The organism is Acidovorax sp. NB1 (genome assembly GCF_005405905.1).
In the GTDB taxonomy this organism is placed as follows: Bacteria; Pseudomonadota; Gammaproteobacteria; order Burkholderiales; family Burkholderiaceae_C; genus Acidovorax.
Genome location: NZ_BJHU01000021.1, coordinates 434,760 through 454,121, shown reverse-complemented (window position 1 = coordinate 454,121; position 19,362 = coordinate 434,760). Strand labels below are relative to the sequence as shown.

At 66.2% G+C, this 19,362-nt stretch carries 15 protein-coding genes, 1 tRNA gene and 1 other RNA gene; 7 read left to right on the top strand and 10 right to left on the bottom strand.

The genetic code is table 11. The features are described 5' to 3' along the window. Positions 1 to 46: 46 nt before the first annotated feature. The 4 genes from pyrC to AvAM_RS10365 all read left to right on the top strand — a co-directional run bounded on the left by pyrC (position 47) and on the right by AvAM_RS10365 (position 4,727). Positions 47 to 1,114 (top strand): dihydroorotase, encoded by a 1,068-nt coding sequence (gene pyrC, locus AvAM_RS10380; RefSeq protein ID WP_375708147.1) that lies wholly within the window; start codon positions 47 to 49, stop codon positions 1,112 to 1,114. Continuing rightward, positions 1,099 to 1,869, top strand: coding sequence for a DUF3025 domain-containing protein (locus AvAM_RS10375; RefSeq protein WP_137746972.1), 771 nt, complete (start codon positions 1,099 to 1,101; stop codon positions 1,867 to 1,869). The genes pyrC and AvAM_RS10375 overlap by 16 nt, the downstream gene beginning before the upstream one ends. Before the next feature lie 183 nt (positions 1,870 to 2,052). Beyond that, positions 2,053 to 2,931, top strand: coding sequence for a protease HtpX (gene htpX / locus AvAM_RS10370; protein ID WP_137746971.1), 879 nt, complete (start codon positions 2,053 to 2,055; stop codon positions 2,929 to 2,931). Positions 2,932 to 3,155: 224 nt separating this feature from the next. Next, positions 3,156 to 4,727: a methyl-accepting chemotaxis protein gene (locus AvAM_RS10365; protein WP_137746970.1), complete on the top strand. Its 1,572-nt coding sequence runs from the start codon at positions 3,156 to 3,158 to the stop codon at positions 4,725 to 4,727. A 21-nt stretch (positions 4,728 to 4,748) separates the two neighbouring features. Here AvAM_RS10365 and AvAM_RS10360 read toward each other — a convergent pair whose 3' ends face one another. After that, positions 4,749 to 5,828, bottom strand: a complete 1,080-nt coding sequence (locus tag AvAM_RS10360) for a GlxA family transcriptional regulator (RefSeq protein ID WP_249368040.1) — start codon at positions 5,826 to 5,828, stop codon at positions 4,749 to 4,751. Between the two features lie 127 nt (positions 5,829 to 5,955). On the opposite strand from AvAM_RS10360, the gene AvAM_RS10355 reads away from it, so the two are divergent. After that, positions 5,956 to 7,299 (top strand): amidohydrolase, encoded by a 1,344-nt coding sequence (locus tag AvAM_RS10355; protein ID WP_137746968.1) that lies wholly within the window; start codon positions 5,956 to 5,958, stop codon positions 7,297 to 7,299. Between the two features lie 30 nt (positions 7,300 to 7,329). Here the strand turns inward: AvAM_RS10355 and AvAM_RS10350 are convergent, their stop codons facing one another. From AvAM_RS10350 to AvAM_RS25635, 8 genes are all read right to left on the bottom strand, one after another. Beyond that, positions 7,330 to 7,872, bottom strand: a complete 543-nt coding sequence (locus AvAM_RS10350) for a VUT family protein (RefSeq protein WP_137746967.1) — start codon at positions 7,870 to 7,872, stop codon at positions 7,330 to 7,332. Further along, positions 7,869 to 9,587 (bottom strand): NAD(P)/FAD-dependent oxidoreductase, encoded by a 1,719-nt coding sequence (locus tag AvAM_RS10345; RefSeq protein WP_137746966.1) that lies wholly within the window; start codon positions 9,585 to 9,587, stop codon positions 7,869 to 7,871. Before AvAM_RS10345 ends, AvAM_RS10350 begins: the two co-directional genes overlap by 4 nt. Positions 9,588 to 9,799: 212 nt before the next feature. Beyond that, on the bottom strand, positions 9,800 to 10,717 hold the full coding sequence (cysK, locus tag AvAM_RS10340; protein WP_137746965.1) for a cysteine synthase A: 918 nt from the start codon (positions 10,715 to 10,717) through the stop codon (positions 9,800 to 9,802). A gap of 170 nt (positions 10,718 to 10,887) precedes the next feature. Next, positions 10,888 to 11,949, bottom strand: coding sequence for an RNA 3'-terminal phosphate cyclase (gene rtcA / locus AvAM_RS10335; protein ID WP_171012196.1), 1,062 nt, complete (start codon positions 11,947 to 11,949; stop codon positions 10,888 to 10,890). Positions 11,950 to 12,108: 159 nt separating this feature from the next. Next, positions 12,109 to 13,326 (bottom strand): RtcB family protein, encoded by a 1,218-nt coding sequence (locus AvAM_RS10330; RefSeq protein WP_137746964.1) that lies wholly within the window; start codon positions 13,324 to 13,326, stop codon positions 12,109 to 12,111. A gap of 52 nt (positions 13,327 to 13,378) precedes the next feature. After that, positions 13,379 to 14,194 (bottom strand): hypothetical protein, encoded by an 816-nt coding sequence (locus AvAM_RS10325; protein ID WP_249368038.1) that lies wholly within the window; start codon positions 14,192 to 14,194, stop codon positions 13,379 to 13,381. A 3-nt stretch (positions 14,195 to 14,197) separates the two neighbouring features. Further along, entirely contained in the window at positions 14,198 to 15,340 is a 1,143-nt protein-coding gene (locus AvAM_RS10320) for a slipin family protein (RefSeq protein WP_137746963.1), read from the bottom strand. Between the two features lie 301 nt (positions 15,341 to 15,641). Then, positions 15,642 to 15,705 (bottom strand) — tRNA-OTHER (locus tag AvAM_RS25635). A 352-nt stretch (positions 15,706 to 16,057) separates the two neighbouring features. Between AvAM_RS25635 and rtcR the strand changes: the two genes are divergently transcribed. Together rtcR and rnpB are read left to right on the top strand one after the other, a co-directional pair. After that, positions 16,058 to 17,692, top strand: a complete 1,635-nt coding sequence (rtcR, locus tag AvAM_RS10315) for an RNA repair transcriptional activator RtcR (protein WP_137746962.1) — start codon at positions 16,058 to 16,060, stop codon at positions 17,690 to 17,692. Between the two features lie 10 nt (positions 17,693 to 17,702). Continuing rightward, positions 17,703 to 18,042, top strand: an RNA gene (gene rnpB, locus AvAM_RS10310) — RNase P RNA component class A. A 68-nt stretch (positions 18,043 to 18,110) separates the two neighbouring features. Here rnpB and AvAM_RS10305 read toward each other — a convergent pair. Then, complete coding sequence (locus AvAM_RS10305) at positions 18,111 to 19,361, bottom strand: M48 family metallopeptidase (RefSeq protein ID WP_137746961.1); 1,251 nt, start codon at positions 19,359 to 19,361, stop codon at positions 18,111 to 18,113. Position 19,362: the final 1 nt, after the last annotated feature.

Here is a 19,362-nt window from a genome sequence, read left to right as displayed (position 1 = left end):
AAGTGCTGATAGCTATAAAAATGATAGTAATCATGCCAATGGGACAATGTCGCCCATGACAGCCGCACTCCACACCCCCACCGCGCCCACCACCCTCACCATCACCCGCCCCGACGACTGGCACCTGCACGTGCGCGACGGCGAGCCGCTGCACACGGTGGTGCCGCACACCGCCGCCCAGTTCGGCCGCGCGATCATCATGCCCAACCTGCGCCCGCCCGTGACCACGGCCGAGCAGGCCCTGGCCTACAAGCAGCGCATCCTGGCCGCCGTGCCCGCCGGTATGCAGTTTGAGCCGCTGATGACGCTGTACCTGACGGACAACCTGCCGCCCGAAGAAATCGTGCGCGCCAAGGCGGCCGGTGTGGTCGCCTGCAAGCTCTACCCCGCAGGCGCCACCACCAACAGCGACGCGGGCGTGACCGACATCCGCAAGACCTATAAAACGCTCGAAGCCATGCAGAAGGCGGGCATGCTGCTCTTGGTGCACGGCGAGGTGACCAGCAGCGACATCGACCTGTTCGACCGCGAGGCGGTGTTCATCGAGCAGCAACTCATCCCGCTGCGCCGCGACTTCCCCGAGCTGAAGATCGTCTTCGAGCACATCACCACCAAGGACGCGGCCGACTACGTGATGCAGGCCGACCGCTTCACCGCCGCCACCATCACCGCGCACCACCTGCTGTACAACCGCAACGCCATCTTTGTGGGCGGCGTGCGCCCCCACTACTACTGCCTGCCCGTGCTCAAGCGCGAAACCCACCGCGTGGCCCTGGTGCAGGCCGCCACCAGCGGCAGCAGCAAGTTCTTTTTGGGCACCGACAGCGCCCCCCACCCTGCGCACCTCAAGGAGCACGCCAGCGGCTGCGCAGGTTGCTACACCGCCCACGCCGCCATCGAGATGTACGCTGAGGCGTTCGACAACGCGGGTGCGCTCGACCAGCTCGAAGGCTTTGCCAGCTTCCACGGCCCGGACTTTTACAGCCTGCCGCGCAACACTGGCACCGTCACCCTGCGCCGCGAGTCGTGGACACCGCCCGACAGCTTTGCGTTTGGCGAAGCCGAACTCAAGCCCCTGCGCGCCGGTGAAGCCCTGCCGTGGCGGCTGGTGTAAGCGAAACCTTCGCCGCCATTGACTGGAGCGCCCCCTGGCTAGCGCCGTGGCGCGGCCTGGGCCAGCCCCTGGCGCAGCAGCTTCAGCACGATCCGACAGTGCACCGGGCGTTACAGACGGCAGCGCCACCGGGTGCACCGGTAGCTTTTGTGCCCCAGTCCGACCTGCCCGAAGCCACCGCCTACGAGCAGCACATCTGGGACACCCGCAGCGTGCCCACCCGCGACAACCTGCACGACTTCTTCAACGGCCTGGTGTGGCAACACCTGCCGCACACCAAGCGTCGCCTGAACCAGCTGCAGGCCCAGGCGATTGCCGCCGATGGTGTGCAGGCTGTGCGTGGCCCGCTGCGCGATGCGCTCACCGTGTTCGACGAAAACGGCGCACTGCTGCAGGCGCCCGATGCCCTGTGGGATGCGCTCCGGGCGCGGGACTGGCAGCGCCTGTTCATCGACCTGCGCCCGCTGTGGGCCGAGGCCCGGCTGGTGCTGGTGGGCCATGCGCTGCTCGAAAAGCTGGTTGTGCCCCGAAAACCCATGGTTGCGCACGTCTATCAAGCCCCATCAGCTATTGAATCGATAGCGGATGTGGACGCCTGGCTGGCGCAGGAGATCCAGTCGCAGACCTGGGCCGCCAAGCCCTTCACACCGCTGCCCGTGCTGGGCGTGCCCGGCTGGTGGCCCGCCAACGAGGTGCCGGGCTTTTATGCCGACGCCCAGGTGTTCCGGCCCTTGCGGGCAGCGCCTGTGCCGTAATTCCCGCCAAGCCTTGTGTGATAAGGCCCTGGCCGGGGTTTGCACCTACCATAGCGCGATGCAATCGCGGCCATGGGGCGGGTGCCGTTGCCACCAAGGACAGCGGCGCTTGAAGCGCGGCCCCCGGCCCCCATCTGAGCCAGCAAACACTCGTTGTTGTTTACCCCACGGAGAAACCATTCCATGAAGCGGATCCTTTTGTTTGTGATGACCAACCTGGCCGTCGTTGTCGTGCTGGGGGTGGTGGCCAGCCTGCTGGGCGTCAACCGCTACCTCACGGCCAACGGCCTGAACCTGGGCGCGCTGCTGGGCTTCGCGCTCATCATGGGTTTTGGCGGCGCGATCATCTCGTTGCTCATCAGCAAGCCCATGGCCAAGTGGACCTCGGGCGTGCGCGTGATCGATGGCTCCGGCTCGCCCGATGAGCGCTGGATTGTCGAGACGGTGCGCAAGTTTGCCGACAAGGCGGGCATCGGCATGCCCGAAGTCGGCATCTTCGAAGGCGACCCGAATGCCTTCGCGACCGGCGCGTTCAAGAACTCGGCGCTGGTGGCCGTGTCCACCGGCCTGCTGCAGGGCATGACCCGCGACGAGGTCGAGGCCGTGATCGGCCACGAGGTAGCCCACATCGCCAACGGCGACATGGTCACCATGACGCTGATCCAGGGCGTGATGAACACCTTCGTGGTGTTCCTGTCACGCGTCATCGGCTACGCGGTGGACAGCTTCCTGCGCAAGAACGACGAGAACAGCTCGGGCCCCGGTATCGGCTACTACGTGACCACCATCGTGCTCGACATCGTGCTGGGCTTTGCCGCTGCCATGGTCGTGGCCTGGTTCAGCCGCCAGCGCGAGTTCCGCGCCGATGCGGGCGCTGCCCAGCTGATGGGCCGCCGCCAGCCCATGATCAACGCCCTGGCCCGCCTGGGCGGCATGCACCCCGGCGAACTGCCCAAGAGCGTGGCGGCCATGGGCATTGCCGGTGGCATTGGCAAGCTGTTCAGCACCCACCCGCCCATTGAAGAGCGCATTGCTGCGCTGCAGAACGCACAGCAGCAATAAGCAGCCTCGGGCGCAATGCCTGTTGGGCCCGGAGGGCCGCCACAGTCTCGCACTGTGGCGGTCTTTTGTTTGTGCATTGAGGCTGTTGCTTTGCCGCTCCGTTAGGGAGCCGCCTGTTGTAGGGCGGCTCAAGGACTCGTAACCTTTTGTCGATACCTCCGCAAAGGCTGCCACCCAAAACGGTGGCGCCATGTTGTCCCCTTCACCCTCACGCGAGCCGCCCCATGTCCATCTCCCACGCACGTGTTGCCGTCCGCCTGGCCCTGGCCTTTGGTGTGGTCTGCCTCGTCATGTCCCTGTCGGCGGCCGTGGGCATCTGGCGGCTGGCGGGGCTGCAGGACATTGCGGACGATCTGGGCGGCGCGTCCTCCGAACGTGCGCTGCTCGCGCGCGAGCTGCACGCCATCGTTGTGCTCAGCTCGGCGCGTGCCGAGACGCTGCTGGAAATCGACAACAACCCTGCCTACGCCGCGCGCATCGATGCGGACCGCAAAACCACCTCCGCCCGTTCGTCCGAGGTGCGCAAGCGCCTGGATGAGTTGGCCGCAGACCCTGAATCCCAGGCACTGTTCGACGCCATCGACAAGGCGGGCAACGGCTTTCGTACGGTGCGCGACGACCTGGTGAAGCGCCGCAAGGCGGGCGAGGCCCTGCCTGCAGACGCCATTGCCAACCAGTTGCGCCCGGCGGCCGATGCCTATGCGGCGGCCGTGAACAAGCTGGCCGAATTCCAGCGCCAGCGCGTGGCCCAGGCCCGCGATGCCGCCGCCAGCAGTGAGCGCCAGGGCATCACCCTGCTGGTGGCAGGCTCGGTGGTGGGGCTGCTGCTGAGCCTGGCCTGCGCATGGTGGCTGTCGCGTTCCATCCTGCAGCCGCTGGCCCAGGCGTCGGAGGTGACGGACCGCATTGCCGACGGTGACCTCACCTCCGCCATCCCCGCACAGAGTGCAGGCAACCGCGACGAGCTGCAGGCGCTGCTGTCGCGCCTGGGTGGCATGCAGGCCCGTCTGGCGGGGCTGGTGGTGGGCATGCGCCAGGCCAGCACCTCGGTGGCCGGGGCCAGCAGCGAGATCGCAGCAGGCAACAGCGACCTGTCGGCCCGCACCGAACACACGGCCTCCAACCTCGAAGAAATCGCTGCCAGCATGGAAGAGCTGCTGGCCACCGTGCGCCACAGTGCCGACGCCGCCGCGCAGGCCAGCACCCTGGCCGCCGGTGCCAGCAACGTCGCCCAGCGCGGGCGCGAGGCGGTGGACCGCGTGGTGGGCACCATGGATGGCATTGCCTTGTCATCGCGCCGCATTGCCGACATCACCAGCGTGATCGATGGCATTGCGTTCCAGACCAACATCCTCGCGCTGAATGCCGCCGTGGAAGCCGCCCGTGCCGGTGAGCAGGGGCGGGGCTTTGCGGTGGTGGCCAGTGAGGTGCGCAACCTGGCCCAGCGCTCTGCCACGGCGGCCAAGGAGATCGGCGGACTGATCAGCGACAGCGTGCGGCAGGTGGACGAGGGCACGCAGCTGGTCCACGCTGCAGGCGGCACCATGGGCGAGATTGTTCAGTCCGTGCAGCAGGTGGCCACCATCATTGGCGAGATCAGCACCGCTGCCCGTGAGCAGACCACGGGCCTGAGCCAGGTGGGCGAGGCGGTGTCGCAGCTCGACCAGATGACGCAGCAGAACGCGGCGCTGGTGGAGGAATCCTCTGCCGCCGCGCAGGGCCTGCGCGTGCAGGCGCAGCAGCTGGCCGAGCTGGTGGAGGCGTTCCGCCTGCCCGCTGGCAACGCGCTGCGCTGAGCTGGGCGCAGGGGCGTTCCGCTACTTCACATCCACCCGCCAGCGCCTGCGCGGCGCGCGCAGCGCATGGCGCTTGCGGTACTCGGCGGGCGCCATGCCCGTGTAGCGCACAAAAATGCGCCTGAATGCCGCCGGGTCCGCATAGCCGCAGGCCACGGCAATGCTAGGCACGCTCTCCAGCGTCACCTCCAGCATCACCCGGGCGCGTGCGCAGCGCAGGCTGTGCAGGTGGTCCAGGGGCGACTGTGACAGCTCCTGCTGAAAGTGCCGCAGCAAGGTGCGCGTGCTCACCGATGCGGCCTCGGCCAGCCGGGCCAGTGAGTAGGGCTCGTCGAGGTGGGCCTCCATCCAGGCGATGGCACGGGCCAGTGCGCTGTCGCGCGTGGCGGGGATGTGCTGCTGCGCGTTGGCCTGCAGCGCCGCGCGGGCACGCTGGTGGTCCGGGGCCATCACGGTTTCGCAGGCGGTCCCCAGCTCTGGCCCCAGCGCATGGCGTGCCAGGGCCATGACCAGCAGGTTCACGCTGCTGGGCAGTGCGCAGCTCAGCCAGGGTCCGTCTTCCGACAGGTCCTGGCCCAGGCTGTGGCCGATGCCCGGGAAGTCCCGCTCAAACCCGGCGACGTAGAACCAGGGCAGGCAGGCCTGGCGCCCGTTCAGCCGCCCGCTTTGCGCAGCTAGCCAGGCGCCGTTGCCCACGGTGAGCAGTTTCTGGCCTGCGTCGAGCGCGATGCCCAGCTGGCGCGACAGCGCCTGGTGGCGGGCTGCCACCGCACGGATGCCCGGGATGTCTGGTGCGTGGAACGAGGGGATGAGCAGGGCATGGGCGGGCGCGGGGCCCGTGGCCTGCTCATCGGGTGTGGTGTAGGCCGCCAGGGGGCCAGGCAGCGGCGCCAGGGGCAGGCCCTCGGCATCCAGCAGGCGCCAGGCCAGGCGCGGTGCCTGCGCGCCTTGGCGCTGGCTGGCCAGCAGGTTGGCGCCGCGCAGCAGGTCGATGAACTGCAAGGCACTGCCCACGGCCGACTCGGGCAGCAGCGGGATGTCCACGCGGAACACCGGGGGCTTCGCGGTGGCTGAGGGCAAGGACAAAAGGGACGGTGGCATGGCGATATTGGCTCTGTGGATGGCCATTTTCGCTTGTCATGAAGGCACGGGCGGCTTTTAGCATGAACGTGCATTTCGCTTCCCCCACCCAGGCCCTTGAGGCTGCTTACTCCCTACGGATCTGCCCATGCACAAACCCCTTTCTGCCATTGCGCTTGCCGCCAGCCTCGTCGCCAGCGGGCTGACTTTTGTCTCGTCGGCCCAGGCCCAGGCGCTGGATGCCGCCGGCCTGCAGGCCATCGACGCTGCCGTGATGGCCGTGGCGCCCAAGATGGTCAACTGGCGCCGCGACATCCATTCCCACCCCGAACTCTCGGGCCAGGAAGTGCGCACCGCCAAGCTCGTGGCCGAGCACCTGAAGAAGCTGGGCATGGAAGTGCAGACCGGCGTGGGCGGCACCGGCGTGGTGGGCACGCTCAAGGGCGGCCTGCCCGGCAAGGTGGTGGCCCTGCGCGCCGACATGGACGCGCTGCCGGTGCTGGAGAACACCGGCCTGCCGTTTGCCAGCAAGGCCAAGGCCAACTACCTGGGCAAGGAAGTGCCCGTGATGCACGCCTGCGGCCACGACGCCCACACCGCCATGCTGATGGGCGCGGCCGAGGTGCTGGCGGGCATGAAGGCCCAGCTGCCCGGCACGGTGAAGTTCATCTTCCAGCCCGCCGAAGAGGGCGCGCCGGTGGAGCCTGATGCCAACGGCAAGGTGCCCAGCTTCGGCGCCAAGGCCATGATCGAAGCCGGTGCGCTCAAGGACGTGCAGGCCATCTACGGCCTGCACATCACCTCCAACCTGCCTGGTGGCGTGGTGGGCTACCGCAGCGGCCCGCTGATGGCCGGGTCGGACAACATCACCATCCATGTGGAAGGGCGCGGCGGCCATGGCTCGTCGCCCTGGGCCACCATCGACCCCATCGTAGCCGCCAGCCAGGTGGTGATGGGCCTGCAGACCGTGGTGAGCCGCCAGCTCAACATCAGCCAGGAACCGGCCGTGGTCACCATCGGCCAGATCCAGGGTGGCACGCGCTACAACATCATCCCCGACAAGGTGGAAATGATGGGCACGCTGCGCACCTTCGACGAAGACATGCGCCAGGAAGCGCTCAAGCGCATCACTACCACGGCCGAGTCGATCGCCGCCGCCAGCGGCGCCAAGGCCAGCGTGCGTTTTGGCCCTGTGGCCTACCCCGTGACCACCAACCCCGCGCAACTCACGCAGGCCTCGCTGCCCGCGCTGAACCTGGCCATGGGCGGCAAGACCATGGTGATCCCCAAGGTCGCAGGGTCGGAGGACTTCTCGGAGTTCCAGAAGGTTGTGCCGGGCTTCTTCTACTTCCTGGGCGCGCCGCCCAAGGGCAAGGAGTTTGCCAAGGCCCCGCCCAACCACTCTGCGTTGTTCGACATTGACGAAGACCAGCTGCCCACCGGCGCACGCAGCTTGGCCGCGCTGGCCGTGGACTTTTTGCAGCGCAAGTAAGAAGCGAAAAGCAGAGGGGCGCCCCGCGGCTCAGGCCGTGCGGCGGGGCGAAGCCAGTCGGCTGCCGATGAGCAGGCGAAACGGCAGCAGCAGCGCCACGCCCAGCCCCAGCTTCACCGCGAGGTCACCCAGTGCCCAGGTGATCCACGGGTCGCTGGTGCCTGCAAACGCAATGCTCCAGAACACGGCGGTGTCCAGCACCGCTGCGAGCAGCGTGGCCACCAGCGGCGCGCGCCACCAGGTGCCGTGGCGCAGGCGGTGGAACACGCTGATGTCCAGCCACTGCGAGAGCAAAAACGCGGTGCCCGACGCGATGGCAATGCGCACCGGCGCCAGCACCAGCGAGGCCGCCACCGCCACCGCAAACCCCACCCACGCCACCCGCCGCGCCTGCTGCGGGCCGTGGGCGCGGTTCACCAGCTCGCTCACCAGAAAGGCCACCGGGTAGGTGATGGCGCCCCAGGTGAGCCAGTCATTGAGCGGGAACTGGACGAGGATGTTGGACGCCAGCACCACGGCGGCCATGGCCAGGGCCGCCGCTGCAAACTGCGGCAGGCTGGGCGCCCGCATCATGCGGCGGTGCCGAGCAGGCTGCGCGCCACGGCCTCGCCCACCTTGATGCCATCCACCCCGGCCGACAGAATGCCGCCCGCATAGCTGGCGCCTTCGCCCGCCGGGTACAGGCCCGGCGTGTTCAGACTTTGCAGGTTCTCGCCGCGCCCGATCTTGAGCGGCGACGAGGTGCGTGTTTCCACGCCCGTCAGCACGGCGTCGTGCATGTCAAAGCCCTTGATCTTGCGGCCGAACACGGGCAGGGCCTCGCGCAGTGCCTCAATGGCGTAGCCGGGCAGGGCGGCGTGCAAATCGCCCAGCGCCACGCCGGGCTTGTACGAGGGCTCCACGCTGCCCAGCTGGGTCGAAGGCTTGCCCGCGATGAACTCGCCCACCAACTGGCCCGGCGCACTGTAGTCGCGCCCGCCCAGCACAAAGGCGTTGGATTCGAGCTGGCGCTGCAGCACGCTGCCCGACAGGGGATGGAACTGCCCGGCCGGCAGCGCCTCCACGCCATAGGTCTGGCCCAGGTGGGTTTCAAACGCCTGCGCGTCCTGCGGGTAGTCGCGGGGGTCGATGCCCACCACCATGCCCGCGTTGGCATTGCGCTCGTTGCGCGAATACTGGCTCATGCCGTTGGTCACCACGCGGTGGGGCTCGCTGGTGGCGGCCACCACGGTGCCGCCGGGGCACATGCAGAAGCTGTACACCGCGCGGCCATTGGCGGCGTGGTGCACCAGCTTGTAGTCGGCTGCGCCCAGCAGCGGGTGGCCCGCGTGGCGGCCCCAGCGGGCGCGGTCGATGACGCCCTGCGGGTGCTCGATGCGGAAACCGATGGAAAAAGGCTTGGCCTCCATGGCCACGCCGCGCTGGTACAGCATGGCAAAGGTGTCGCGCGAGCTGTGGCCCAGCGCCATCACCACATGGTCGGCGCGCAGCTCAGTCGTCTCGCCCGTGGCCTGGTTCAGCACCTTGAGGCCGCGCAGGTGGCGCGCACCGCCTGTGCCTTCGATGACCACATCCGTCACGCGCTGCTCAAAGCGGATCTCGCCGCCCAGCGCAATGATCTGCTCGCGCAGGTTTTCCACCACCTTCACCAGCTTGAAGGTACCGATGTGCGGGTGGGCGACATACAGGATTTCTTCGGGCGCACCGGCTTTGACGAACTCGTTCATCACCTTGCGGCCCAGGTGGCGCGGGTCCTTGATCTGGCTGTAGAGCTTGCCGTCGCTGAACGTGCCGGCGCCACCTTCGCCAAACTGCACGTTGCTTTCGGCATGCAGCTCGCGCTTGCGCCACAGGCCCCAGGTGTCCTTGGTACGTTCGCGCACGGTCTTGCCGCGCTCCAGCACGATGGGCTTGAAGCCCATTTGCGCCAGCACCAGCGCCGCAAAAATGCCGCAGGGCCCAAAGCCCACCACCACGGGGCGCAGGGGCAGGTCGGCAGGTGCCTGGCCCACGGGGTGCCAGGCCATGTCGGGCGTGGGCTGGATGTGTGGGTTGCCTGCAAACTGGGCCAGCAGCGCGGCTTCGCGTGCGGGTTGGGCCAATGTCACGTCCACGATGTAGACGGCCAGCAGGTCTACCTTGCGTGCATCAAAGCTGCGCTTGAAGACGTGCAGGTGGGCAATGTCGGTGTCTGCCAGGCCCAAGATCTTGGCGGCAGCGGCGCGCAGGGGTGCCTCGGGGGCTTCGGCCACGGTGAAGGGCAGCCGGATTTCGGAGAGTCGGATCATGGTCTTGCGGGCCCGTGGTTATCGGGCGGCTTGCAAAGTCGTGGGGCCATGATTTTACCGGGGTGGACCCGCTGACCAGTGCCAAGACAAAAGGCCCGCCGGGCGGCGGGCCTTGGGGCGCAAGCTGTCAAAGCTTGAATGCTATCAATTAAGTAGCTTTAAGCGCTTGATGGTCGCGCGCAAACGGCCTTTTTTGCTTGTATTTTCTGCCCTCAGGCAGGCAGGAAACCTTCCACCGACAGGTAGCGCTCGCCCGTGTCGTAGTTGAAGCCCAGCACCTTGGCGCCCGCAGGCAGCTCGGGCAGCTTTTGGGCAATGGCCGCCAGCGTGGCGCCCGACGAGATACCCACCAGCAGGCCCTCTTCGCGCGCTGCGCGGCGCGCAAATTCGCGCGCGGGTTCGGCATCGACCTGGATCACGCCGTCGAGCAGGCTGGTGTCCAGGTTCTTGGGGATGAAGCCTGCGCCAATGCCCTGGATCGGGTGGGGCGAAGGCTGGCCGCCCGAGATCACGGGCGAGGCCGTGGGCTCGACCGCAAACACCTTCAGCTGGGGGAACTTCGCCTTGAGCACCTTGGCAACGCCTGTGATGTGGCCGCCCGTGCCCACGCCCGTGATCAGCACGTCGATGCCCTCGGGGAAGTCCGCCAGGATCTCCTGTGCCGTGGTGCGCACATGGATGTCGATGTTGGCGGGGTTCTCGAACTGCTGGGGGATCCACGATCCGGGCGTCTGCGCCTGCAGCTCCTGCGCACGGGCAATCGCGCCCTTCATTCCCTTCTCGCGCGGGGTCAGGTCAAACTGCGCGCCATAGGCCAGCATCAGGCGGCGGCGTTCGATGCTCATGCTGTCGGGCATCACCAGAATCAGCTTGTAGCCCTTGACCGCCGCTACCAGCGCCAGGCCGATGCCGGTGTTGCCGCTGGTCGGCTCGATGATGGTGCCGCCGGGTTTCAGTGCGCCGGACTTTTCCGCGTCTTCCACCATCGACAGCGCAATGCGGTCCTTGATGGAGCCGCCTGGGTTGCTGCGCTCGGACTTCACCCACACGCTGGCGGCAGGGCCAAACAGGCGGTTGATGCGCACGTGGGGCGTGTTGCCGATGGTCTGCAGAATGTTGTCAACTTTCATGGCGTCTCCTGTGAAATGTCGGGTGGGTCCAAGGGGAAGGATGTGAGGCGCATTCTGAACCAGTTGTTCTACAGCCCTGGTGATATGGATATAGCCAGGACGTTGATCCAGGTGCTTGGCCGCCCTGTCAGAACCTGTGTGCGATCCTCTGCGAGATCGCAAACAGGCTCTTAGGGTGCGGGCAGGATCTCCACCTGCATGGCGCGTTCCACGGGCGTGATCTGTACACGCACCGGCAGCCCGAGCGCAATCGTCTGCGCGTTGGTGGCCGTGTGCTGCGTCACCTCGCTGCAGGTGTAGCTGGCGGCCTGCCCACTGCGCCACACCGCCAGGGCCAGCGGCAGCATCCACTGATCAGCCAGGTGCGGGCCCAGGGCGCCCGTGCTGCGCTGGTAGCCGCGCACCTCGTCCACCAGCCGCTTGGCCACCTGCTCGGCCGACAGGTGGCGTTCGCCCAGCTGGCAGAACACCTCGATCACCTGCTCGTATTCCAGCGTGGCGATCAGCGCATTGCCCGGCCCTTCGTTCTGGCGCGTGGGCGGTTGGCGCAACTGGCCGCCCTCAAACGTCCAGCCCATGCGCTGGCCCAGCGCCTCCAGCTCCCGCGTGGCAATGTTGCGCGCCAGGCCCGGCACCAGCGCTTCGCCATAGGCGTTCAGCAATGCCCCGCGCTCCCTTGCATCCACGGGCGTGAGCGGCTGCGCTGAGGGCGCAATGCGCGCCACCAGCTCGCCGCCCCCGGCGGGGTAAAAACCGCGCCGCTGCAATTGCAGCTCCAGCCCCACGCCCAGCCGCCGCACCAGCGGCGCAAAGGCCCGCTCCAGAAAATCAAACGGCGGTGCCATTGGATTGTGTGTGCCACCCGAAAGCTGCACGCGGCTCTCGCCATCGGCCAGCATCAGCGCGGGCAGCACGGTCTGCAGCACCAGCAGGCAGCTGCCCGCTGTGGCGATCTGAAACTGGTAGTCGCCCGCGCGCACCGCACCCGGTGTGAATACCAGCGTTTGCGACCCCAGCTCGGCGCCCTCCGCCTGCCCGCCGCATACGGCGGCGGCCGCCTGCACACAGGCCAGGTGCTGGCGCATGAGGCCCGGCTTAGTGCGCCCGGCGCGGATGCGGGTGATGTGCAGCGGCCGACCCGTGACCATGGCAAGCGCCAGCCCGGTACGCAGGATTTGGCCGCCACCCTCGCCAGTGGAGCCGTCGAGGGTGATCCGCTGCAGCTCCTGCATCACCTGGGCGCGCATGTGCGGCTCCACCGGGTGGGCGGAGTGCAGCATTTCTTGTTGTTCTTTTTGCATGAAAAATGGCTCCTGCGCCTGATGGTTAAGCGCTGGTAGCTATCAAAAATATAGTAAATGGTGCGACGCTGTCCTCAGCGCCGCACGGGGCTACCCCTTCACACACACCACCTGCTTGAGCGTGTAAACCACCTCCACCAGATCCTCCTGCGCCGCCATCACCGCGTCGATGTTCTTGTACGCCATCGGGATCTCGTCAATCACATCGGCATCCTTTCGGCATTCCACGCCTTCGGTCGCCTTGATCTGGTCTTCCACGGTGAACAGCTTCTTGGCCTTGGTGCGGCTCATCGTTCGGCCCGCGCCGTGGCTGCAGCTGTTGAAGCTCTCGGGGTTGCCTTTTCCGCGCACGATGAAGCTCTTGGCCCCCATGCTCCCTGGGATGATTCCCAGCTTGCCTTGCTCAGCACTCACTGCGCCCTTGCGGGTCACGAACACGTCCTGCCCGAAGTGCGTTTCGCGCTGCACGTAGTTGTGGTGGCAGTTCACCGCCTCAATGTGCGTCTCGAACGGCTTGGTGATCACCTTGCGCAGCGCGGCAATCACGCGGCCCATCATCACTTCGCGGTTGGCGGCGGCGAATTTCTGCGCCCACCCCACGGCCTTCACGTAGTCGCCAAAGTACTGCGCGCCTTCTTCAAAATACGCCAGGTCTTTATCGGGCAGGTTGCGCTGGTTCATCTCGGCGTCTTTCTTGGCCAGCTCGATGAAGTGGGTGCCGATGGCGTTCCCCACACCGCGCGAGCCGGAGTGCAGCATCACCCACACGCTCTGGTGTTCGTCCAGGCAGATTTCGATGAAGTGGTTGCCCGTTCCGAGCGTTCCCAGGTGCTTGTAGTTGTTCGTGTTCTTGATGCGCGGATGCGCTTCGCAAATCTCATCGAACTCATCCACCAGCGCGGCCCAGGCGCGGTCGGTTTCTGCAGGCGGCGTGTCCCAGCTTCCCTTGTCGCGGCCAAAGCGCTTGGGGGTCATCCCCACGGGCACGGCGCGTTCAATGGCGGTGCGCACGCCAGACAGGTTGTCCGGCAGATCGCTCGCGGTCAGCGTGGTTTTGCACGCCATCATTCCGCACCCCAGGTCCACCCCCACCGCAGCAGGGATGATGGCCTTGAGGGTGGGCACCACCGAGCCGATGGTCGCGCCGATCCCGAGGTGCACATCGGGCATCGCCGCCACGTGCTTGAACACGATGGGCAGGCGAGCAATGTTGCGCAGCTGGTTCTTGGCGTCTTCTTCCACGGGCACGCCGTTGGTCCACATCTTCACGGGCACGCCGTTCGGGATTTCGAGTTGTTCGTAGTTCATGGTTCTTTTCTCGTTGTTTCTTCGTTGTGTTTCTTTTTGGCGGCGATGTTCGTCATGCCGTCATTGCGTCAAAGACCGCGCTGATCCGTTCCGGGAGCGGGTAGCACTGATGGTCCAAGGCCCCCGCTGGCAGCCAGGAACTGGTGGGGCCCGCATCCACCAGCCGCATGAGCTTTTCCGTCCAACGCGCTTTGGTGGCTGGCCTGTTCAGCCATTCCTCCATGGTGCGTTTGTATTCGACCTGGTCCGTGGCAAACGCATTGCCCATCTGGTTGGCATTCCACACATAGTCCCAATAGCACGCGTCCACAAAGTTCAGGGTCGATGCGTCGCTTTCGCAGTCCAGCCAGTGTTGCAGCAGGGGCTCCAGCGGCACGCGGGCATAGGCCCACATCAGCAGAATGGAGAAAGCGTTATCGCCCTGGAAGAGTGAATCGCTGGTGGCGGGCCATTGCTCCAACCCTTGTGCAAAGTACGCCAGCGCAAAGCCCTGCAGCGCCGCCTGTTTCGTCGCTGAGAACGAGCCGGGCTCGCACCGCCCCAAGCGGTCCAGGTACAGCTCGGTGGAGTGGTGCAGTCGGGCGCCTTCGGCCAGCAGTTCCAGCAGCCGTGGGGCCAGATATTTGATCTCATCTGCGGGCTGCACCTGGCTCTTGGCCGAATCGTTGTACTCGTAGAAGTGCCTCTGGGTCAGTTGGCGCAGCGGCAGATGTCGCATTTCGCGTTCCAGTTCAGCATCCATGCAGCAGGCAGTACACACGTCCAGCAGGCCATGCGGTGCGTCGTAGCGTGCAAAGGCCTGGTAGACCGCCTGTGTGGCGGCTTCCAGCGGGGTAGCGGCGGGTGTCGATTGCTTCTTCATGCTCATCTTTCATCTCATTTTCACCAGCCCATTCAGCACCTGGTCCAGGCCGCCAAACACCGAAATCTTGTCGATGCGTTCGGCCACGCGTTCCAGTGTCTCCAGCTCTTTCATGCGCAGGGCGACGGGGTTGTCCTCCATCACCTTGGCCGTGTTGAGCAGCGAGCGTGTGGCGGCGGTTTCTTCGCGGCGGCGGATCACGTTGGACTCGGCCTGCTTCTGGGCTTGCACTACCTGGGTCAGGATTGCTTTCATCTCGCCGGGCAGCACGATGTCCTTCACGCCCACGCTTTCCAGTTGCATGCCATAGGGCTGCAGCTTGGCGGCCATGTGTGCGGTCACCACCTCGTCGATCACCGTCTTGTTCTCCAGCAGCTCATCGAGCGTGCGGGTGCCCACGGCGGCGCGCAGCGCAAACTGCAGCTCGCGGTACAGGTGGTCGGCAGGCTTTTGCAACTGGGCAAAGGCGCGCAGCACATCGGTGTAGCGGTAGGTGGCGCACAGATTCAGGCGCAGGCTCACCTTGTCGCGGGTCATGATGTCCTGGCCCGACACTTCCACGGCTTGTAGGCGCAGGTCCACCAGCTCCACAGCCACGGTGCGGCCGTACTTCCAGAAGGCGTAGGTGCCTGCGGCCAGCAGGCGTTCCACCTTGCCATCCACCGTCAGCAGGCCGCACTGGCACTCGGGCACCTGCACCTGCAGCACACCGGCCAATCCGGTCACGCTGCGCTGGCGCAGCTGGGTTTGCGTCAATCGCGCCACCAGTGCGGCGGGCAGTTCAGCGCCTGCTTGCAAGTCCACCACTTGCACGCTCACATCCACCAAGCCTTTCCAATAAAGACGGTGGGTGCCAGGGGGCAGGATCTCGACCAGCACACCGTTTTCACTGCGCAGGCCCACTTCGGTTTCCGACAGGCTCACCTGCACAAACTCGGCCGCCACCACGGCGGGCTCCTGCGCCATCAGGTACTCGGCCAGGCCGTGGGTGAAGGCGGGTTGTTCGAGGGCGAAGGTCTCCACGCGCAGATCGTCGGTGCCTGCAAACAGCCAGTAGGTGCCGCTGCGCAGCACGCGGTCAAAGCTGCCATTGCGCAGCAGCAGGGCGCGTTCGTTTTTCTTCACGGTGGCGCGTTGGAACAACTTCAGCATCTCTTTTTCCTCTTTCTTCTTCGTTGTAGTCACTCGTCACATATCGGGTTGCCGTTACAGCAGTGGCGGGGTGCCAGGGGGCGCAGCCTGGGCCGTGCAGTGCGCCGTGGTGGCTGCCCCCATCCCCAGCGGGAAGGGAGGCAGCGCGGCTGGCTGCGGGCGCGGGCTGTGCCGGGTGCTGGCACAAACCGCCACCGGCTGACGGGGTGACTCCCTTGCGGTTGCGGCGCAACCTCGGGGCCTCTCCCCGCGTTCGGCGGGTGGTCTTTCGACCGGTACAAAGTTCCAGCCTTGCGGCCGGAGTAATGGGCAGGAGTCGAACCTGCTACAGACCTCTTGCGAGGTTGCTCTACCAATGAGCTACCAAAGGTGGCAAGCCGGGAGTCGAACCCGGCATCTCCTCTTGCGAGGCGTCACCAAGACCTTGCCAATACCCAGCGTTTGCGATGTGCGGCATGCAGAACATCGACAGAACCCGAAGGCCCCGGAGGCCCGGCACCGGCGGGGCAGACGGCTGTCCTAACCCCGGCCTGTGAGCGGTCACCGCTTGCGCTGGATGCTTTTTCTATTGCCAGATGTGTGCCAGCTTGCAGTGAGTGGCATTTAATTTGCGCAAGCTGTTGATTTTTATGGAGATATTTTCTATTGCACGAGATTGGGGCGGTATGCATATGTCAAAATAACTAGAATGAAAGCTAGTTAAATAGACAAAAATACATGCGCAAAAACAAGGTGGTCATCGGCTTCCTGGGCACCCAGCTGGACTCTGGCAAGGGCGCTGGCCGGTGGGAGAAATGGCGTCCCACCGTGTCCCTGGTGCAGCATGAGGACGTGGTGATCGAGCGGCTGGAACTGCTCTACACCCCGCCGCACCGCGAGCTGGCCCACCAGGTGCGTGCGGACATGGCCACCGCCTCGCCCGAGACCACGGTGAACCTGGTGCCGCTGCCCATCGCCGACCCCTGGGACTTTGGCGAGGTCTATGCCCAGCTGTACGACTGGACGCAGGCCTACCGGTTTGACACCGAGCGCGAGGCGTACTGGACGCACATCACCACGGGCACGCATGTCGCGCAGATCTGCCTGTTTTTGCTGGTGGAGTCGCGCCGCATTCCGGGCGTGCTGGTGCAGACCTCGCCCCCCAAGCGCCAGCGCATCGGCGACCCGGGCAGCTACACGCTGATCGACCTGGACCTGTCGCGCTACGACGTGATCGCGCAGCGCTTTGGCGCCGAGCAGCAGAACGCGGTGCAGTTCCTCAAAAGCGGCATTGCCACGCGCAATGCCCGCTTCAATGCGCTGATCGACGAGGTGGAGCGGGTGGCAGTGCGTTCGCGCGCGCCCATCCTGTTCACTGGGCCCACGGGCGCGGGCAAGTCACACCTGGCGCGGCGCATGTACGAACTGAAGAAGGCGCGCCACCAGGTGGAGGGCGAGTTTGTGGAAGTGAACTGCGCCACGCTGCATGGTGACGGCGCGGCGTCCACGCTGTTTGGCCACAAGAAAGGTTCGTTCACCGGCGCGGCGGCCGACCGCGCGGGCCTGCTGCGCACGGCGCACAAGGGCGTGCTGTTCCTCGACGAGATTGGCGAGCTGGGCCCGGATGAGCAGGCCATGCTGCTCAAGGCCGTGGAAGAAAAGCGCTTCTACCCCCTGGGCAGCGACCGCGAGGTGGAGAGCGATTTTCAGTTGGTGGCCGGCACCAACCGCGACCTGCGCACCGAGGTGGCAGCCGGGCGCTTTCGCGAAGACCTGTTTGCGCGCATCAACCTCTGGAGCTATGTGCTGCCTGGCCTGGCCCAGCGGCCCGAAGACATCGAGCCCAACGTGGACCACCTGCTGCAGCGCGCGGGCGAAGAGCTGGGCCGCAGCGTGCGCTTTTCCAACGAGGCGCGCGCCGCCTACTTGCGCTATGCACAGTCGCCCGAAGCGCTGTGGACCGGCAACTTCCGCGACCTGTCGGCCAGTGTCACGCGCCTGGCCACGCTTGCAGACAGCGGACGCATCGGCCTGCCGCTGGTGGAGGCCGAGATCGCCCGTCTGAGCTGGCTGTGGCAGGCCGCAAGCGACGCGCGCCATGGCCTGGCTCCCGTCGCAGGCGCGGTAGGGCGCGACGAACTCGAGGCTTTGCTGGGGGACGAGGTGGTGGAGTCCATGGACCTCTTCGACCAGTTGCAATTGGCCGCCGTACTGCAGGTCTGCCGCCAGTCCCGCACCTTGTCGGACGCGGGGCGCGTGCTGTTCCAGGCCTCGCGCACGCAGCGCACCGTGGTCAACGATGCGGATCGGCTGCGCAAGTACCTGGCGCGATTTGGGCTGGATTGGGAGCGGGCATCGGGTGCTGGGCGATAATCTCGCTTGTGAAGCACGCCAGACCGCCGCTGGTGCAATCTGGGAAACCAGGCACTGGAGGAACGTCCGGACTGCACAGGACAGCGTAGCAGCTAACGGCTGCCCACCGTGAGGTGAGGATCAGAGCAACAGAGACGAGTCCCGGGGGAGTGCCGCAAGGCAAACCACCGGGGGTGAAACGGGCAATCTCTACGCGCAGCAATACCAAGTAGGCCAGCGTTGATGTGGTTCCGCAGAGCTGGCGGGTAGGTAGCACCGAGCCGTGGTGGCGACACCCGGCCCAGATTAATGGCGGTCACACTGCGGGCAACCGTGGTGCACAGAATCCGGCTTATCGGCGTGCTTCACACTTTATTTTTTGTCCCGCGCTGGCACGCGGGTGCGGTGCCCGCCCTGGGCACCGCTTTCAACCATTCATTCAATTTTTGGCGCAGTGCGGCGCATGCCCTTGCTCCAGTTCGGTGGCGCGTTTCACCGTCTCGGGGTGGCTGCTGAGCAGCGACCAGACCGGGTGGGATTCGGCCTCCTGGCCCAGCTTGCGTTTGCGTGTGGCGTCGGGTGCGCTGGCGGCGGATTGGGGCGTGGGGGCGTGGGCAGCATCGGCTGGGTTGTCGCCGGCCGCTTTTTTGTCCTTGTCGCTGCCCTTGTCCTTGCTCTCTTCGTCTTCCTCGTCACGCGCAATGGCCAGCAGCAGCTTGCCCATGGGCGCCGTGGGCAGCGCGGTGTGGCGCATGAGGGCGATGGCGTAGCAGTCGGCTTCGCGCTCGTGGCTGCGGCTGTAGGCCAGGCCCGTCATCACCGAGGCCCCGGTGGAGACAATGGCCGACACGTCTCCCAGTGCAAGGCCCAGGCCGACGTTGAGCACGCCTTGCTCCACCACCATGCGGGTGGTGTGGCGGTGCACGACATGGCCGATCTCGTGGGCCAGCACGCCCACCAGGGCGTCGTCGGGCAGGCCCTTGTCGGCGGCGGCTTTCACAATGCCATCGGTCATCACGATCTTGCCGCCGGGCAGGGCAAAGGCGTTGGCGCCCATGCCCGAGCGGAACTCCAGTGACAGGGGCGGGTTGTACTGTGCGTAGCGGTGCAGCGTGGCGGGGGCTTGTTGCACCAATGTATTAAAGCGTGCCTGGAGTTGCTGCTGCCGCTCCTTGGGGAGCTTGCTGGGCTTCAAGGTGCCGTTGTCCATCTGCTGGAGCACGTTCTCGGCCACGCTGGTTTCCCAGCCCAGGGGCACAAACCGTGTGAGCTGCGTGGCGGCCCAGGGCGTGCCGTAGCGGTAGAACAGCGTGAGGCCGATGACGGCGGCGGCCGTCACGCCCAGCAGTACGGGCCAGCGGGTCTGCATGCGTTGTGCGATGCCGGGGCGTTCGCCTGCAGCGGCCAGGGCGACGCGCCATTCGGTCACGGCGTCGATCTCTACGCTGCCATGGTCGCGCAGATCCACGACCACGCGGGGCTGGGGCTTGCGCTCGTTCCAGGCTTCGGGCCAGCCCACCTGTTTCCAGGCAAAGACCACGGGCTCGGCTCCGGGCTGCGAAAGCGGGTGCAGCACCAGCGATGGACCCTGCGGCGTGGGTCGCAGGCTCACCATCACATGCCGGGCCTTGCTGCTCTGGCCGTCAAACCAGCGCCCTGGGACCAGGGTGGTGTGCTCGGATGCCGACATG

Coding starts and splice junctions, on each gene's coding strand:
- AvAM_RS10355 (WP_137746968.1), top strand. CDS start 5,956: ATGCACAAACCCCTTTCTGCCATTGCGCTTGCCGCCAGCCTCGTCGCC.
- AvAM_RS10350 (WP_137746967.1), bottom strand. CDS start 7,872: ATGATGCGGGCGCCCAGCCTGCCGCAGTTTGCAGCGGCGGCCCTGGCC.
- AvAM_RS10365 (WP_137746970.1), top strand. CDS start 3,156: ATGTCCATCTCCCACGCACGTGTTGCCGTCCGCCTGGCCCTGGCCTTT.
- AvAM_RS10305 (WP_137746961.1), bottom strand. CDS start 19,361: ATGTCGGCATCCGAGCACACCACCCTGGTCCCAGGGCGCTGGTTTGAC.
- pyrC (WP_375708147.1), top strand. CDS start 47: ATGTCGCCCATGACAGCCGCACTCCACACCCCCACCGCGCCCACCACC.
- AvAM_RS10360 (WP_249368040.1), bottom strand. CDS start 5,828: ATGCCACCGTCCCTTTTGTCCTTGCCCTCAGCCACCGCGAAGCCCCCG.
- htpX (WP_137746971.1), top strand. CDS start 2,053: ATGAAGCGGATCCTTTTGTTTGTGATGACCAACCTGGCCGTCGTTGTC.
- rtcR (WP_137746962.1), top strand. CDS start 16,058: ATGCGCAAAAACAAGGTGGTCATCGGCTTCCTGGGCACCCAGCTGGAC.
- AvAM_RS10325 (WP_249368038.1), bottom strand. CDS start 14,194: ATGAGCATGAAGAAGCAATCGACACCCGCCGCTACCCCGCTGGAAGCC.
- AvAM_RS10330 (WP_137746964.1), bottom strand. CDS start 13,326: ATGAACTACGAACAACTCGAAATCCCGAACGGCGTGCCCGTGAAGATG.
- rtcA (WP_171012196.1), bottom strand. CDS start 11,949: ATGCAGGAGCTGCAGCGGATCACCCTCGACGGCTCCACTGGCGAGGGT.
- AvAM_RS10320 (WP_137746963.1), bottom strand. CDS start 15,340: ATGCTGAAGTTGTTCCAACGCGCCACCGTGAAGAAAAACGAACGCGCC.
- cysK (WP_137746965.1), bottom strand. CDS start 10,717: ATGAAAGTTGACAACATTCTGCAGACCATCGGCAACACGCCCCACGTG.
- AvAM_RS10345 (WP_137746966.1), bottom strand. CDS start 9,587: ATGATCCGACTCTCCGAAATCCGGCTGCCCTTCACCGTGGCCGAAGCC.